General features: G+C 37.8%; 13 protein-coding genes and 1 riboswitch. Of the genes, 5 read left to right on the forward strand and 8 right to left on the reverse strand.

Translation table 11 applies throughout. The annotated features are described in order from the left end of the window. Positions 1-5: 5 nt before the first annotated feature. The 6 genes from purB to PTQ27_RS00430 form a co-directional block, all read right to left on the reverse strand. On the reverse strand, positions 6-1,373 hold the full coding sequence (gene purB / locus PTQ27_RS00405; RefSeq protein WP_273748580.1) for an adenylosuccinate lyase: 1,368 nt from the start codon (positions 1,371-1,373) through the stop codon (positions 6-8). Positions 1,374-1,406: 33 nt separating this feature from the next. Beyond that, on the reverse strand, positions 1,407-2,036 hold the full coding sequence (gene hflD, locus PTQ27_RS00410) for a high frequency lysogenization protein HflD (protein WP_273748579.1): 630 nt from the start codon (positions 2,034-2,036) through the stop codon (positions 1,407-1,409). A gap of 61 nt (positions 2,037-2,097) precedes the next feature. Further along, entirely contained in the window at positions 2,098-3,765 is a 1,668-nt protein-coding gene (cydC, locus tag PTQ27_RS00415; RefSeq protein WP_273748578.1) for a heme ABC transporter ATP-binding protein/permease CydC, read from the reverse strand. Next, positions 3,765-5,531, reverse strand: a complete 1,767-nt coding sequence (gene cydD / locus PTQ27_RS00420) for a heme ABC transporter permease/ATP-binding protein CydD (protein WP_273748577.1) — start codon at positions 5,529-5,531, stop codon at positions 3,765-3,767. The genes cydC and cydD overlap by 1 nt, the downstream gene beginning before the upstream one ends. Positions 5,532-5,653: 122 nt before the next feature. After that, positions 5,654-7,600 carry an LTA synthase family protein gene (locus PTQ27_RS00425; RefSeq protein ID WP_273748576.1) on the reverse strand — a complete coding sequence of 649 codons (1,947 nt, stop codon included), beginning with the start codon at positions 7,598-7,600 and terminating at the stop codon, positions 5,654-5,656. Positions 7,601-7,631: 31 nt separating this feature from the next. Continuing rightward, positions 7,632-8,420 (reverse strand): MOSC domain-containing protein, encoded by a 789-nt coding sequence (locus PTQ27_RS00430; RefSeq protein ID WP_273748575.1) that lies wholly within the window; start codon positions 8,418-8,420, stop codon positions 7,632-7,634. Between the two features lie 125 nt (positions 8,421-8,545). On the opposite strand from PTQ27_RS00430, the gene xseB reads away from it, so the two are divergent. Next, positions 8,546-8,776: an exodeoxyribonuclease VII small subunit gene (gene xseB, locus PTQ27_RS00435; RefSeq protein ID WP_273748574.1), complete on the forward strand. Its 231-nt coding sequence runs from the start codon at positions 8,546-8,548 to the stop codon at positions 8,774-8,776. A 4-nt stretch (positions 8,777-8,780) separates the two neighbouring features. Continuing rightward, entirely contained in the window at positions 8,781-9,674 is an 894-nt protein-coding gene (gene ispA / locus PTQ27_RS00440; RefSeq protein ID WP_273748573.1) for a (2E,6E)-farnesyl diphosphate synthase, read from the forward strand. Between the two features lie 51 nt (positions 9,675-9,725). Here the strand turns inward: ispA and ppx are convergent, their stop codons facing one another. Further along, positions 9,726-11,234, reverse strand: coding sequence for an exopolyphosphatase (ppx, locus tag PTQ27_RS00445; protein WP_273748572.1), 1,509 nt, complete (start codon positions 11,232-11,234; stop codon positions 9,726-9,728). 206 nt (positions 11,235-11,440) lie between these two features. Here ppx and PTQ27_RS00450 point away from each other — a divergent pair, with 206 nt between their 5' ends. Next, a complete protein-coding gene (locus PTQ27_RS00450) occupies positions 11,441-11,770 on the forward strand; it encodes a DUF496 family protein (protein ID WP_273748571.1) in 330 nt (109 codons plus the stop codon). A 58-nt stretch (positions 11,771-11,828) separates the two neighbouring features. Here the strand turns inward: PTQ27_RS00450 and nagE are convergent, their stop codons facing one another. Next, complete coding sequence (nagE, locus tag PTQ27_RS00455) at positions 11,829-13,280, reverse strand: N-acetylglucosamine-specific PTS transporter subunit IIBC (protein ID WP_273748570.1); 1,452 nt, start codon at positions 13,278-13,280, stop codon at positions 11,829-11,831. Positions 13,281-13,551: 271 nt separating this feature from the next. Beyond that, positions 13,552-13,738, forward strand: a riboswitch (Lysine riboswitch). A 95-nt stretch (positions 13,739-13,833) separates the two neighbouring features. Here nagE and lysC point away from each other — a divergent pair. Further along, positions 13,834-15,186: a lysine-sensitive aspartokinase 3 gene (lysC, locus tag PTQ27_RS00460; protein ID WP_273748569.1), complete on the forward strand. Its 1,353-nt coding sequence runs from the start codon at positions 13,834-13,836 to the stop codon at positions 15,184-15,186. Between the two features lie 92 nt (positions 15,187-15,278). After that, on the forward strand, positions 15,279-15,632 hold the full coding sequence (locus PTQ27_RS00465) for a VanZ family protein (RefSeq protein ID WP_273748568.1): 354 nt from the start codon (positions 15,279-15,281) through the stop codon (positions 15,630-15,632). Position 15,633: the final 1 nt, after the last annotated feature.

Genomic DNA, 15,633 nt, shown 5'->3' on the forward strand with positions numbered 1-15,633 from the left:
AAATTTTACAATTTATCTACTAACTCTACTGCATAACCGATATAACTTGCAGGAGTCATCTCTTTTAAGCGAGCTTTTTCATTTTCTGGAATCTCCAGTTTTTCAATAAATTCTCGCATAGCCGTTTCATCAACCCGTTTACCACGAGTTAATTCTTTTAATTTTTCGTATGGTTTTTCAATGCCATAACGACGCATTACCGTTTGAATCGGCTCCGCTAATACTTCCCAGTTTTGGTTAAGCTCATCACGTAAATGCTGTTCGTTTACCTCTAACTTGCTAATGCCTTTTAGAGTCGAAGCGTAAGCAATTAACGCATAACCTAGCCCAACACCTAAGTTGCGTAATACGGTTGAGTCGGTTAAATCACGCTGCCAGCGAGAGATTGGCAATTTTTGCCCTAGGTGAGCCATTACCGCATTGGCTAAACCTAAATTCCCTTCTGAGTTTTCAAAGTCAATCGGATTCACTTTATGTGGCATTGTACTTGAGCCAATTTCGCCTGCAATAGTACGTTGTTTGAAATGGTTTAACGCAATATAGCCCCACATATCACGGTCAAAATCAATGATAATGGTATTAAAACGAGCAACGCAATCAAAGAATTCTGCAATATAATCGTGCGGTTCAATTTGCGTTGTGTACGGGTTCCAAGTTACCCCTAACGATTCCACAAATTCTTGGCTGAATGTGTGCCAATCAATATCCGGATAAGCAGATAAATGGGCGTTGTAGTTCCCTACTGCACCATTGATTTTAGCTAAAATCTCTAAATTTTCTAACTGTTTGTACTGACGCTGTAAACGGTAAGCCACATTTGCCATTTCTTTACCGATAGTTGTTGGGCTTGCCGGCTGACCGTGCGTACGAGAAAGTAATGGAATATGCTGATAACGTTTTGCTAAATCAACAACAGCATCAATCACTTTTTTCCATTCAGGTAATAACACTTCTTCACGGGCGGTTTTAAGCATTAAAGCGTGAGAAGTATTGTTAATATCTTCAGAGGTACAGGCAAAATGGATAAATTCATTGACCGCTTGTAATTCCGGTAAAGCCTCACATTTTTCTTTTAAGAAATATTCCACCGCTTTTACATCGTGGTTAGTTGTACGCTCAATCGTTTTAATGCGTTCAGCATCTTCCACCGAGAAATTTGCAACAATTTGATTAAGGTAATCGTTTGCTTTTTCTGAAAAAGCTGGAACTTCGTTAATTTGTGCGTGAGAAGCCAATTTTTGTAACCAGCGAACCTCAACAGTTACACGGAATTTTAATAAGCCGAATTCACTAAAAATTGGTCGTAAAGCAGCAGCTTTGTCTTGATAACGACCATCGATTGGGGATAAAGCGGTTAAAGCGGTAAGTTCCATTGTTTGAAATTCTCCAAATGAATTAATGTTTGGTTAAAGCGTTTTATAAAACTGTTGTGCTTGGTTGAAAATTTTCTTGCGAGAGAATAAAAATTGCCAACGGCTGCCTCCGACCTGTTGCCAGAGAATACCTGCACGAATACCTGCAAGTAATGAAGCACGAATTTTATGTTGGATATCCGGACGAGCAAGATAATCTTGCATCCCGACTACGTGAATTTTTGAGCCTAGCGGACTAATAATATCGCTATAAATAGCTGCCATATTCGCAATCATTTGATCTGATAAAATATTGCCTTCATAAAGCGGTAATTGGCGTTCTAGCTGTTGTAAGCGTTGTGCAAGCTGTTGTTTCGCTTCAGCATTTTTATCTAATTTCTGACTAAGTGCTAATAAGCTAATCCAATAACGACCCACTTCGGTATCTAGTTTGCCATTTCCGCCACCGGTTTGAGATAATGCCGTTTCAAGCCCTAGACTTAAATGCGATAAATCATCACCAAAAACACTTAAAGTCGATTCAGGCTGAGTCACTAATAAACTACGCAAAGAATGCCCAAAAGCTTCTCTATCTGCCGTTCCTTTATGAGCAAATTGTTGAACTAAAGTTGCTGCTTGGCAAACGCCCGCATAAGCAATCGTAATATTGTGATAATCAGCCATTTTTTATTAAACCTTGTAAATTTTAGGGGGAATATAGCATTTTTTCCTGTTTTTTTGAATGCTAATTTAATAACCTTCCGCTATCTATGCGATACACTTTATCAAATTTTTCAAGCCCACTTTGGCGATGGGTAATCATCAATAAAGTACGTTCAGCACAATGGGTAAAAATTAAGTTTAGAATTTGTTGTTCTGTTTCTCGGTCTAAACCTTCGGTTGGTTCGTCTAATAGCACTAATTCTGCCGAACTTAATAGCAATCTTGCTAAGCCTAACCGACGTTGCTCGCCCCCTGAAAGCGGTCTGCCACCTTCGCCTAACCATAATTTTAAGCCTTCGCTTTCAAGCAAGTAGCCAAGCCCAACTTTTTGAACAACATCTAACATTTGCTCATCAGAGGCTAGAGCATTTCCCATCAACAAGTTATCTTTTAAAGTTTGGCTAAAAATATGCACTCGTTGGCTAAGTGTAGCTAATTTTGAGCGTAGCGTATTTTCTGCGAAATCTTCAATTTTGCAATTATTCAACCAAATTTGACCGCTTGTCGGTTCATAATTACGGTTAAGTAGCTGAAAAATGGTTGATTTTCCACTGCCTGTTTTACCTAAAATGGCCACTTTTTGCCCTTTTAAGACGTCAAAAGAGAGTTGTTTAAGTACTTGTTGCTCACCCGCTAAATAACTGAAATCAACATTTTCAAAACGAACAAGCGGTTGATTTTGGCTTAAATTTTGCCAATCTGCCGAACCATTAAATTCAACTGTCGGTTTTTGTTCCGTAATTTCATTTAAGCGTTCAGCTGCAGTAATCACTTGCCCTAAATGCAAAAAGGCAATGCCGATTGGTGTTAAAATTTCATTGCTTGCCATTACACAGAAAACCACTAACGCAATTAAAGCTTCTGGGTACTCAGCACTTGGTACATTGATAGCGGTTGAAACGAGATAGATCACTACACAAGCTAAAATACCATTAGAGAACATTAAAACCGCATTTGATAAACCTGTTAGTTTGCTTTCTTTGCTTTGTGCATTTAGCCATTGTCGTTCGGTCTGTTGTAATTTTTCACTTGCCTGATTTAAGGTGCCGAACAGTAAAAACTCTGCATTAAGCTGTACCCATTCAATAAATTGGCTACGATAATTTGCTCGGTTTTGTATTGCATTTCGCCCTAATTTCAAGCCTAAACGGTAAAACACTGCTGGAATAATTAGCAATAAGGCGAACAAGGAGCCACAAATAATCAACATTAATGGCACAGATACAAACGACAACCCAAATGCCATAAATATAATAATCATCACCGCACTGATAAAAGGCGATATTAAATTCAAATAAAGGGTATCTAGCGTATCTACATCCGCTACTAAGCGGTTTAGTAACTCACTGTTTCTAAAACGGTTTAGTCCACTTGGGCTAAGCGGAATTAACTTTTTAAATACCGTAACTCGTAAATTTGCAAGTACTCGGAAGGTTGCATCGTGTGTAACTAATTTCTCAAAATAGCGAGAGGCTGTTCGAGCGATGGCTAACCCTCGCACCCCTGACGATGGGTAGAAAAAGTTAAAGGTAATCACTGAACCCGCTAAAAAAGAAGCAGACAGAAACCAGCCAGATAAGGTTAATAAACCAATGCTGGCAGAAAGCCCCATAATCGCTAGCACAATACCTAATAATAAACGCCCCCAGTGAGTGCTATAGAGAGAAAGGAATGGAAAAAGTGATTTCATTATAATTCTCCCTGTGGAATAAGTTCATTATTTAATAATTCAGCAAAAAAGCCTGTATGTTCTAACTCGGCAAAACTGCCTTGTTGAATAATTTGCCCTTGTTTCATTACCCAAATTTCATCACATTGGGCTAAATCTTCTACTCGATGGGTGATCATTAACGTAGTTTGCTGACGACTTAAGTGATGTAAGGCCGTTAGCACTTGTTGCTCTGAATCCATATCTAGGCTTGCCGTCGGCTCATCTAATAATAACAGTTGGTAAGGTCGTAACAATGCTCTAGCAATCGCAATACGCTGAGCTTGCCCGCCTGAAATACCGATATTGCTATCTTGCACTTGATGCTCTAACCCTAAACGAGACACAAATTCATAGGCTTTTGATAAGGTTAAAGCATTGGCTAATTCCTCTTCGTTCGCATTTGGGTTGCCGAGTAAAATATTCTCTTTTAAACTGCCACGAATCAGCTGAGGATTCTGCCCTACCCAAGCCAATTTTGCTCGCCACTGGCTTAAGTTAAGTTCTCTTAACTCTACACCATTAATAGTCACTGAGCCTTGATAAGGTAAGAAACCAAGCAACATATTCATTAAAGAGGTTTTACCCGCCCCACTTTGACCAACTAAGGCGATATGCTGATGAGCATTAATATTAAAATTTAACGCTTGAGTAAGCGGTTTACCTTGTGGCGATAAAATCACGCACTCTTTTGCTTGAATGACAAGCGGTTGATTTTGGTAAGATTTTTGCAAATTATGTGGTTGGATGTTTACCTCTTCATTTAAGAAGGTTTCAATACTATCGGCAGCACCAATAGCAGCTGCTTTATCATGGTAATAAACACCTAGCTCTCGCATTGGCTGATAAAACTCAGGAGCCATCATCAAACAGAAAAAGCCCACAAACAAGGTTACACCTGTGCCGTAATAGCCAAAATTCAATTCACCTAAATAAATAAAGCCAAAATAAACCGCCATTACTGCAACAGAAACTGCAGTAAAAAATTCTAAAACAGCAGAGGACAGAAATGCCATTTTTAGTACATCCATCGTACTTGTTCTGAAATCTTCTGTGCTTTGATAAATTTGCTCTGTCTGTTTTTTAGCTTGTCCGAAAAGGCGAATCGTTTCTAAGCCTTTTAATTTATCTAAGAACTGCCCACTGATACGGGAAAGAATGCCGATATTTCGTTGGTTTGCCTCGACCGCTTTGATACCTGCTAATATCATAAAAAGCGGCAATAATGGCATTGTTGCCAATAAAATTAAGCCTGCTGCCCAGTTAATCGGGAATACAAAACAGAGAATCACCAACGGAATAATAAGTGAAAGAAATTGTTGTGGAAGGTAGCGAGCATAGAAATTATGCAGGTTCTCAACTTGCTCAAGCATTAAAGTTGCCCAACTACCCGCTAGTTTTTGTTGAATAACCATTGGACCAACATCTTCCATTTTATCAATAATTTGCTGGCGAAGATGTAAACGTAAGGTTTCTCCTGCTTTAAAGCCGACTCGTTCACGTAAGAAAATTAGAATGGCTCTCAGTGCAAAACAGAGGAATAACAAGCCTATCTCACCTAAAAACATATTCGGGCTTTGTTTTTCTACAATCATTTTTTGTAGCATTGTTGCAAGCAACCACATCTGCCCTATCATCAATATACTACTCATTGTGCCTAAAAGCACATTAAGGTGCATATATTTTTTAATTACTTTTTGCTGACCTCTAAGCCATTTCTGTAGTTCGTGTTGGCGTTGTTTTTCCATAATTTTGCAAAAGTGTGATGAAATTTAACCGCTTGTAAATTAAAGCGACCATTCTACTACAAAAATGAAAAGGTTGTGAATGTTTCTACATTCCCAACCTTTTTTAATTCAATTTAAATCTATTACTTTTTGGCTACAGGTAAGTGATACAATTTATTTTTATATAAATAACTACCAAGTAGTGCGTGAGCAAGAGCCTCTTTTTTAAAAGCTTCGGACTGTTGTTTCGGTATTAAGTCATCACTTTGCTTATCATACATAAAACCGGCTATTGGTAAATTAGGGCGAAGCACTACCACATCGTTACCTTTCATCATTGCTTGGGTTGCATCATATTGCATAAAAGCACGATTTGGGTCGATATTTTGTGTGAGATCGTAACCAATCATTGGGTATTCGCCACTTATTCCAGCCACTGAAAGCAAGGTGGTTGGCATATCGATTTGGCTGACTAGTCTGTTATCTACTTTCGCTTGAATATTCTCGCCTAGCAATAATGCTGGAATATGGAAATGCTGAATAGGGACTAATTCATTGCCTTCTGCACGAGAATCGTGATCAGCAATTACTAAAAACACCGTATCTTTCCAATAACCTGATTTTTTTGCGAGTTCAAAGAAATAACCTAAAGCATAATCAGCATATTTTGCGGCATTATGTCGTGTTTGTTTAGGTTGTTCATAAAGCTCTATTTTGCCATCAGGGAATTCAAATGGGTCGTGATTACTTGAACTAAACACTAGGCTAAAAAACGGCTTTCCTTGTTTATGCAATTCATTAAAGGTTTCATTAGCTTTATCAAATAAATCCTCATCACTTACGCCCCAAGTTGCCGTAAATTTTGGATTTTTGTACTCTTTTTCATCAATAATTTGTTGGAAACCATTGCCATAAAAGAAGCTTGCCATATTATCGAAATGTTTCTCGCCGCCATAAATAAATGAAGTATGGTAGCCTTGACGTTTCAATAATTCTGCAATGCTGAAAAAGTTAGTTTGGCTTTTGGTCAATTTAACCACTGCTCTTGCAGGCGTTGGAGTAAAACCTGTTGTTACTGCCTCAATTCCTCTTACCGAACGTGTGCCGGTGGCATAGAGATTAGTAAAATACCAACCTTCTTGAGCTAATTTATCTAAATTAGGGGTAAGAGGTTTGCCACCTAGAGAACCAACAAATTGTGCTCCTAAGCTCTCTTCTAACACAATTACAATATTTTTAGGCTTGCCTTGATAGCTAGCTTTATTGTGAGTTAAAGTCGGAATTTCCGCTGAAATATAATCTTCACTTGGGCGATTGCGTGCTTGCTTAACAATATTCAGCATTTCATCTGCCGACATATTGCCATATTGCTCGGAAGATTTATCTTCATCTTTTAATTGTTGCACCGCATAAAGCACAGAGTAACCTGAATTTAGCACTAAAGAATTGACTAGTGGGTCATCTGAAAATGCCACCATCGCCGGGTTAATGCCACGGTGCGCAAAACTTGAACGCCCACCAACAAAAACGACCGCCACTACTAATAATGCAAGTAATGAGCGCATTTTCCAGCTAGGAAATGTAAGATTTTTAGTTGCCCAGCCTGATAATTTCCAATAAGCCAAAACTGAAATAGCTAAAGCCAACAAACCTGAAATCACACTTGCCAAATGCCCATTAATAAGCATGGTAAACACTTCTTTCGGGTGTACTAAATATTCAATAAATAAGCGATTAGGGCGAAGATCGAAAGTTTCGATAAAGTTTGGAGTGGCAACTTCCATAAATAGAATAAAACTACTGCCAATAGTTAGCCATATTCTGAGTATTTTTCGCCAAATTGAGCCAATGAGATTTGCGTGGAAGAAAATCACGCTAAATAGTGCAGGCAAACCAAATAGCCAACAAAGAGAGGAAATATCAATACGAATGCCTTGTAATATTAACGGCAACCAACCATTCGCTTCAGATACCCGCTCGGCTTGCCAAAAAGCTAAACCTAAGCGGGCTAAAGATAATATGAGTAAATTAATCCCTACAAACAGCACAATAGGGAATAACACAGTTCTTGCTTGGCTGCGTTGCTCCATTTTTTCTCCTTTTATATAAATTTTTATTTGTTTATTTTTTTATTGTAATTATATCGCCTAGGCGAATAATGCCGCTATTTTGTGGCACAAGGTGAATACCGAAAACCGGCTTACCTTTTTCATTTGAATGTTTTTGCTTTAACGTTCTAAATGGTTCTGCTTTGGGGTCTAATTCCAAGGTTTTTAAATCTCGAGTGATGAGTACACAGCGAGTACATAACTCGGATTTGGTAAATAAGACTTCGCCGATTTGAATTTGTTCCCACTGTTCTTCTTCAAAAGCAACTTCGCCATCAATGACGATATTTGGGCGAAAACGTGCCATTTCTAATGGAATAGGCGACCACTGTTGTACTTGTGCTAATGATTTTTGTGACATCAATGTTACTGGGTTGCTATCAGCAAAACTCATTGGGTGATCCGCAAAGTTAGCCACTTGGCGTTGGCTTTTTTCACCTAACCAACGCAGTTGGACTTCTCTGCCTAAAACTTCACTTAGCCACTGATTAACCGAAGTTGCTGCAACTTTAGCATTAAAGCTTGTTCCCCAAACCTCACTGCTGCTTTCTTCAATAAAATCTTGGTAAAGTGCAACGCATTTCTGACCGCTTGTGTGAGTAATCACAATTCCTGTTGTAATCGGAAAAGCGGTTAAACGATATAATTCTTGATCTTTGCGGGCGGTAATAAATTTGCCGTTTGGTTCTGTAATCATAAATTCACGATCAAAATTCAACCCTTTGGGCTCAACAAAGGCTTGTGAGACTTGAGTGCCTAAAGTCGATTTTATTGGGTAAATATTTAATTCTGTTACTTGCATAGAAACCTCCTCTTTAAATAAGGAAGTACAATAACTGCAAGCGGTTAAAAAGTAAAAGGAATTTGCAAATCCCTTGATACATCGGTAAACTTGAGCAACTTTATTTCAGTAAATAGGAAATGAAAATGGCAAAAAAACCAACACAAGATTTTGAGAATACATTAAAAGAATTAGAAGCGATTGTTACCCATTTAGAAGCAGGCGATCTTCCTTTAGAAGATGCATTAAATGAGTTTGAAACCGCAATTAAATTAGTGCAACAAGGGCAAGAACGTTTACAAAAAGCAGAACAACGCATTCAAATTCTATTAAATAAAAATGAAACTGCCGAATTAGCTGATTATGAAAGAGAATAACAAAATGTCTTATGAATTAGCATCAGATCTCACAACTTTACAACAACGTGTTAATCATTTCCTTTCTGATAAATTACAATCAAACGAAACCTTTGGCTCGCCTTTAATGGAAGCAATGGCTTATGCAGTGCTATTAGGTGGCAAACGAGTTCGTCCTTTTTTAGTTTATGCAACTGGTAGAATGTTGGGTGTTGCACTTGAAAAATTAGATCACAGTGCGGCGGCTATGGAATCTATTCACGCTTATTCCCTTGTTCACGATGATTTACCGGCAATGGATGATGATGAATTACGCCGTGGCAAACCAACCTGCCATATCGCCTTTGATGAAGCAACTGCTATTCTTGCCGGTGATGCCTTACAAAGCTTTGCCTTTGAGTTAATCGCAAACGACGCTACCTTAACTGATAAAGAAAAAGTGGCTCAAGTGCGAGAACTTTCGCAAGCGGCTGGCGTAAGCGGAATGTGCTTAGGGCAAAGTTTAGATTTACTTTCAGAAAATAAAGCGGTTAGCTTAGAAACTTTAGAATTAATTCATCGCAATAAAACTGGAGCATTGATTTTATCTTCTGTTATGATGGGTTTTCATCTTTCTGAACATTCGCAAAATTTAGCAATAAAACAACCGCTTGAGCGTTATGCCAAAGCTATTGGTTTAGCTTTCCAAGTGCAAGATGATATTTTAGATGTGGTAGGTGAAACAGATAAAATCGGAAAGACGGTCGGTTCTGATGAAAATCACAATAAAAGCACTTATCCTAAATTGCTTGGCCTAGAAGGGGCAAAACAAAAAGCGCAAATGCTTTACCAAACCGCATTAGATGCACTTAATGAGCTACCTTTTGATAGCACGGCACTAAAAGAATTGGCTGAATTTATTGTAAATAGAGAAAGCTAATTGCCTTGGTATTGGCAATTAGCTTATAAAATAAGACATCTCTACGGTTAATCACGAAGAAATTGAAAGAACAAGATCGGTTAAGGATAATATTTTTTGTTCTTCTTCCAGATCAGCTAAAACCAACGGATTTTGGGTTAAAAAATCTGGATCAAACTTTAAGTACCAATGATTTTTATCAATCGTTAGCATTAATTGAGTTGGTTCGACACTTGCCTGACGAGAGCGATTTAGCAACACTGCCAATCGAAATACTCGCACTAATGTGAGTACATCTCGGCATTGATAACGATTAATGCTACGAATATCCGAACGTTTAAAATGTTTTAAATGATAACGCATTAATACAGAAAGTAATGTTTGCTGTTCAAAATCAAACCCCGGCAAATCTCGATTTGAAATTAAATATGCAGAATGGCGATGAACATTATTATGATTTACAACAATGCCTATCTCGTGTAACAAACTTGCCCATTTAAGCATTGAACGTAAATCTGAAATTTGACGACGATTTCGCCAACTCTTAATTTGATCAAATAAAATCAGAGCGGTTCGTTCTACTCGATTAGCTTGCTGTTGGTCTAAGTCAAATTGTTCTGCTAACGCTTCTGCTGTGCGTTGACGAATATCTCCTACTTGGAAACTTTTCTCCAAGCCATACATTACCCCTTCTCGTAATGCACCATTAGAATAACGTAAAACATTCATTCTAAAAGTATGGAATAATGCTAGCAAGATTGCTAAGCCAGGCACTAATACATCTGCTCGTTCTTCTAGCAAACCTCGCAATTTAATATCATTTAGTGATTTAAATTCTAGGCAAATATCAATAATTTTCTGTAAACGAGGCTCCGTAATTAAGCCGTCACGATAGCCGTTTGCTAATAATACTTGATGAACCGTTTTGATTGTACCTGAAGAACCTAAAACGTGTTCCCAGCCAAGATCTTTATACTCCCACATCAAATCTTCCATTTTTTCCATAGCAAGTTGATAGGCACTATCAAAACGCTCTACGGTCAATTCTCCATTTGGGAAAAACCGTTTAGCAAAACTCACACATCCCATATGACGACTTTCAGCTCGAATCGGGGTAAAATTATCACCAATGGTTATTTCTGTTGAGCCACCGCCAATATCAACGACTAATTTCCGCCCTTTTTCTGGCTGAGTATGACTTACTCCCGAATAGATCAGCTTTGCTTCTTCTTGCCCTGAAATAATAGAAATAGGATAAGGGAATACCGCTTTTGCTTGTTCTAGAAAATCTTGATTATTAATAGCTCGGCGTAACGTGTAAGTACCAACAACTTTTACATTTTCCGTTGAAAAGCCTTGTAAACGTTTAGCAAACAAACCAAGACAAGCAACACCTCTATCAATCGCTTCCTGACTTAACACTAAATTTTCATCAAGTCCATCAGCTAATCTTACTCGACGTTTAAGACGAGAAAGAACTTGGATTGAGCCATTCACAATACGGGCGACGATCATATGGAAACTGTTCGAGCCTAAATCAATCGCTGCAAATTCTCGAGGAGCAGTATTTGGAGGTGACATAAAAAATCCCTGTGTTTAATCACTAATAATTACTGATATTAACATTTTTAAGCCTTGCTAATCACTATATCTACAACAAAAAATTAACTTTATTTCATATAATTGGTTTAAATCATAAAATTCAATAAAACTTTTTGACGAACGAATGGAAAAAGACTAGGATTTACTTATTCATCTTTCATTAAACTTAACCTAGAGGGATTTCTATGTCTGAAGTCAATAAATCATTCCACGATATGTTGGAATATGTGCATCTGTATCGTTTAAAAAATAAATTACATCGTGAAACTGCCGATAATGATCGTAAAATCCGAGACAACCAAAAACGTGTATTGTTATTAGATAATTTAACCCAATACATTACTGATGAAATGTCTATTGAGCAAGTACGAGCAATTATTGCCAATATGCGTGATGACTATGAAAACCGTGTTGATGATTATATGATTCGTAATGCGGAGCTTTCAAAACAACGCCGTGAAATTCGTCAAAAAATGGTTGCACACAAACACGCACCAGTAAATAAAAAATCATAAAAATTTAGCGGTCATCTTTCTGTAAAATTTTACAAAAATATGACCGCTTGTTTATCTATCAAACTAATTTCTTCATTGCATCTGCAACAAACTCAGCTTCTGTTCCAAGAATCACTTGGAAACCATTTTCGCCTAATTTGATATTTCCTTTTGAACCTAGTGATTTTAATTCCACATCATTTGCTTTAGAAACATCCAACAATGTTAAGCGTAAACGTGTAATGCAGGCATCAATATTCACAATATTTTCTTTACCGCCCAATGCAGCAATAAAATGTGCCGCACGTTCACTATGAGAGGTCGTATTTAATGTTTGAGTATCAGCCTCTTCTTCTCGCCCAGGTGTTTTTAAGTTAAAGGCACGAATAACGATACGGAATAATACATAGTAAATAACCGCAAAAACTAAGCCTTGAACCAATAACATATACCACTGAACAGCGAGAGGATTTCTTGTTGAAAGTACCAAGTCCACTAAACCCGCACTAAAACCAAAACCTGCTATCCACTGCATTGATGCAGCAATATAAACAGAAAGACCAGTTAATAATGCGTGTACAACATAAAGCACAGGAGCAACAAACATAAAAGCAAATTCGAGTGGCTCAGTAATTCCTGTAAAGAAAGAAGCAAGTGCAGCTGCAAACATAATTGAAGCAACTTGTACTTTTTTCGCTGGTTTAGCACTATGGTAAATAGCTAAAGCCGCAGCAGGTAAACCAAACATCATTACAGGGAAGAAACCTGCTTGGTACATACCCGTAACACCAATAACGGCTTTACCTTCAGCAAGTGATTTTGCACCACCTAAGAAATTAGGAATATCATTGATACCTGCCACATCAAACCAGAAGACTGAATTTAAAGCGTGATGCAATCCAACTGGAATGAGTAAACGGTTAAAGAATGCATAAATACCAGCCCCTACAGACCCCATATCTTTAATAGATTCACCAAATGATACTAATGAACCAAAAATAACAGGCCATACATATAATAAGATGAAGGCAACAACAATCATTATAATTGAAACAATGATTGGGACTAAACGCTTACCACTAAAGAAGGATAGAGCTTTTGGCAATTCCACTTGATAGAAGCGATTGTAAAGCTCTGCTGAGATTACCCCAACTAAAATACCGATAAATTGATTGTTAATTTTACCAAATGCCGCAGGCACTTGATCTGCTGCTATGCCTTTGAGTTGTGCTACCGCTGCAGGAGAAAGTAAGGTTGTAATAACCAAATAACCAACAAGCCCTGACAACGCAGCAGCCCCATCTTTTTCTTTAGACATTCCAAATGCAACACCAACCGCAAATAAAATGGCCATATTATCAATAATTGCAGCACCAGAACGAATCAATAATGCTGCCAGTTGGCTATTGGCTCCCCAACCGTCTGGATCAATCCAATATCCAACCCCCATTAATAAAGCCGCTGCTGGTAATGCTGCAACCGGCACCATTAAAGCTCGCCCTATTTTTTGTAAATAATTTAAAATACTCATAATAGCCTCCAATAAAAACTACCTCATAATGAGTATAAAAAGCATAAGGAAAAATAATCATAAGAACAACAAAATAATTTTGGTTTTGTGATCCATTTCAAAATATTTTTAGGAGATTTACTTCAATGAGTTTAATATCCTATAAAACGCTCAGTTTTTAATTATAAATACCGCTATTGTTAGCAATGATATAAATATTAATTGACAAACTTTAGATAAAAGAGTATTTCTATGCAGGTTTTTCAATCATTGAAAAATAGCAATGTTCTACCATTGCAGGAGAGGTGCAACACTCAGGCAACTTAATTTGAGGCAACTAGGGCCGTTTGAAAATTAAGTGATGGGAGTGATTGCCGAGGTGTGAATTCACTAGACTGGAATTAACATCGGCTGAGCAGGTTGAATCCTATCAGCTGTCATTTAATATAAAACATATTAAATGGAGTGCTCTGATTAATTGGTTCTACTATCAAACCGTATAATCTACTCAAATTTCCTTTCCGAATATCCCCTAACACAACATTTATCTATTTTGTTTTAAGGAAATTTTATTATGTCTCATCTTTCTGTGGCTAAATTTGGTGGTACAAGTGTTGCAAATTTTGAAGCAATGACTTCTTCTGCCAATATCGTAATGGCAGATGCCAATACTCGTGTTGTTGTGCTTTCTGCATCAGCAGGTGTTACTAACTATTTAGTGGAGTTAGCAAACGGATGCGAAAAAGAACACCGTGACGAAGTGCTTTCTGCTGTTCGCCAAATTCAATATAACATCATTGAAAAATTACAAAATCAAGACGCAGTAAAAGCTGAAATTGATAATTTATTAGACCACATTGCTGCACTCGCTGAATCAGCTAGCCTTGCAACCTCTGCAGCATTAAGCGATGAATTAATCAGCCACGGTGAAATGATGTCCACCAAAATCTTTACCCAGCTATTAGTGGAAAGTGGACACCCTGCTGTTTGGGTTGATGTACGTGATGTTGTCGCAACCAATAACCACTATGGAAAAGCAGCACCAAATGATGAAAAAACCCAACAACAATCTAATAACGTGCTTAAACCACTTATCGCATCAGGCAAAATTGCAATTACTCAGGGTTTTATCGGCCGAGATGATGAAGGCAAAACCACTACTTTAGGCCGTGGTGGTTCAGACTATTCAGCGGCACTACTTGCTGAAGTATTAGGGGCAAATGATGTCTTAATTTGGACAGACGTACCAGGAATTTATACTACAGACCCTCGTGTAGTACCAAATGCACAACGTATTGACACAATGGCATTTAACGAAGCGGCAGAAATGGCAACCTTTGGTGCAAAAGTCTTACACCCTGCAACATTATTACCAGCTGTGCGTAGCAATATTCCTGTTTATGTTGGTTCAAGCAAAGCACCAGAGCAAGGGGGAACTTGGGTAACAAGAGATCCTCAACCTCGCCCGACTTTCCGTGCGATTGCATTACGTCGTAACCAAACACTATTAACGCTTTCAAGCCTGTCAATGCTTCACGCACAAGGGTTCTTAGCAAATGTATTCGCCATTTTAGCGAAACATAAAATTTCCGTTGATGTGATTACTACATCAGAGGTTAGCGTTGCTTTAACCTTAGACAAAACGGGATCAGCATCATCAGGAGCCAATATGTTATCATCAGAGTTACTTGATGAACTAAATGCTTACTGCAATGTTCAAGTAGAAGATGATCTAGCACTGGTTGCCATTATTGGAAACAACTTACACACTCAATCCGGTGTGGCGAAAAAATTATTCCATACTATTGAAAACTACAATATCCGCTTAATTAGCTATGGAGCAAGCACAAATAACGTTTGTACTTTAGTTAAAAACAACGAAGCAGATGATATTGTCCGTTCTCTTCACTTAGGATTATTTGAATAATCTTTAACTTCGTACAAGCGGTCTTTTTTAGTAAAATCTTTACCTAAAAAGGCCGCTTGTTTTTACTTGATAACTTCCACCCTATTAAAAAGATGAATAAATATACTCTTTTAGCACTAATATGGTTTATTTTAGGCATTTATGGGTTAATTTTCCGTGAGGCTGGCAATAGCTTACCTTTATTTCCCCACTTCGATAAAGTTGCCCATTTTGCTCTATTCTTTGTGCAAATCTTACTATTAGCAATCGCTTTTATAAAAAGCAGAAATTACATACCTTATTTTAGTTTATTTCTTTTTGCCCTGCTTTATGCTTTTGGGAGCGAATTAGGCCAAACCTACTTTACGCAAACACGTGAAGGCTCTTGGTTAGATGGGATAGCTGATATGCTTGGTGCAGGGTGTGCTTTATTTGTAATGAAATATTATAAAGCAAAAAAATGCTGAT

It is taken from the genome of Mannheimia cairinae, from assembly GCF_028649535.1.
Taxonomy (GTDB): Bacteria; Pseudomonadota; Gammaproteobacteria; order Enterobacterales; family Pasteurellaceae; genus Mannheimia; species Mannheimia cairinae.

What these genes read in the sequence shown, in the direction of transcription:
- PTQ27_RS00450 (WP_273748571.1), top strand. Translation starts at nt 11,441, where the DNA reads ATGTCTGAAGTCAATAAATCATTCCACGATATGTTGGAATATGTGCAT.
- ppx (WP_273748572.1), bottom strand. Translation starts at nt 11,234, where the DNA reads ATGTCACCTCCAAATACTGCTCCTCGAGAATTTGCAGCGATTGATTTA.
- PTQ27_RS00425 (WP_273748576.1), bottom strand. Translation starts at nt 7,600, where the DNA reads ATGGAGCAACGCAGCCAAGCAAGAACTGTGTTATTCCCTATTGTGCTG.
- PTQ27_RS00465 (WP_273748568.1), top strand. Translation starts at nt 15,279, where the DNA reads ATGAATAAATATACTCTTTTAGCACTAATATGGTTTATTTTAGGCATT.
- xseB (WP_273748574.1), top strand. Translation starts at nt 8,546, where the DNA reads ATGGCAAAAAAACCAACACAAGATTTTGAGAATACATTAAAAGAATTA.
- purB (WP_273748580.1), bottom strand. Translation starts at nt 1,373, where the DNA reads ATGGAACTTACCGCTTTAACCGCTTTATCCCCAATCGATGGTCGTTAT.
- lysC (WP_273748569.1), top strand. Translation starts at nt 13,834, where the DNA reads ATGTCTCATCTTTCTGTGGCTAAATTTGGTGGTACAAGTGTTGCAAAT.
- hflD (WP_273748579.1), bottom strand. Translation starts at nt 2,036, where the DNA reads ATGGCTGATTATCACAATATTACGATTGCTTATGCGGGCGTTTGCCAA.
- cydD (WP_273748577.1), bottom strand. Translation starts at nt 5,531, where the DNA reads ATGGAAAAACAACGCCAACACGAACTACAGAAATGGCTTAGAGGTCAG.
- PTQ27_RS00430 (WP_273748575.1), bottom strand. Translation starts at nt 8,420, where the DNA reads ATGCAAGTAACAGAATTAAATATTTACCCAATAAAATCGACTTTAGGC.
- nagE (WP_273748570.1), bottom strand. Translation starts at nt 13,280, where the DNA reads ATGAGTATTTTAAATTATTTACAAAAAATAGGGCGAGCTTTAATGGTG.
- ispA (WP_273748573.1), top strand. Translation starts at nt 8,781, where the DNA reads ATGTCTTATGAATTAGCATCAGATCTCACAACTTTACAACAACGTGTT.
- cydC (WP_273748578.1), bottom strand. Translation starts at nt 3,765, where the DNA reads ATGAAATCACTTTTTCCATTCCTTTCTCTCTATAGCACTCACTGGGGG.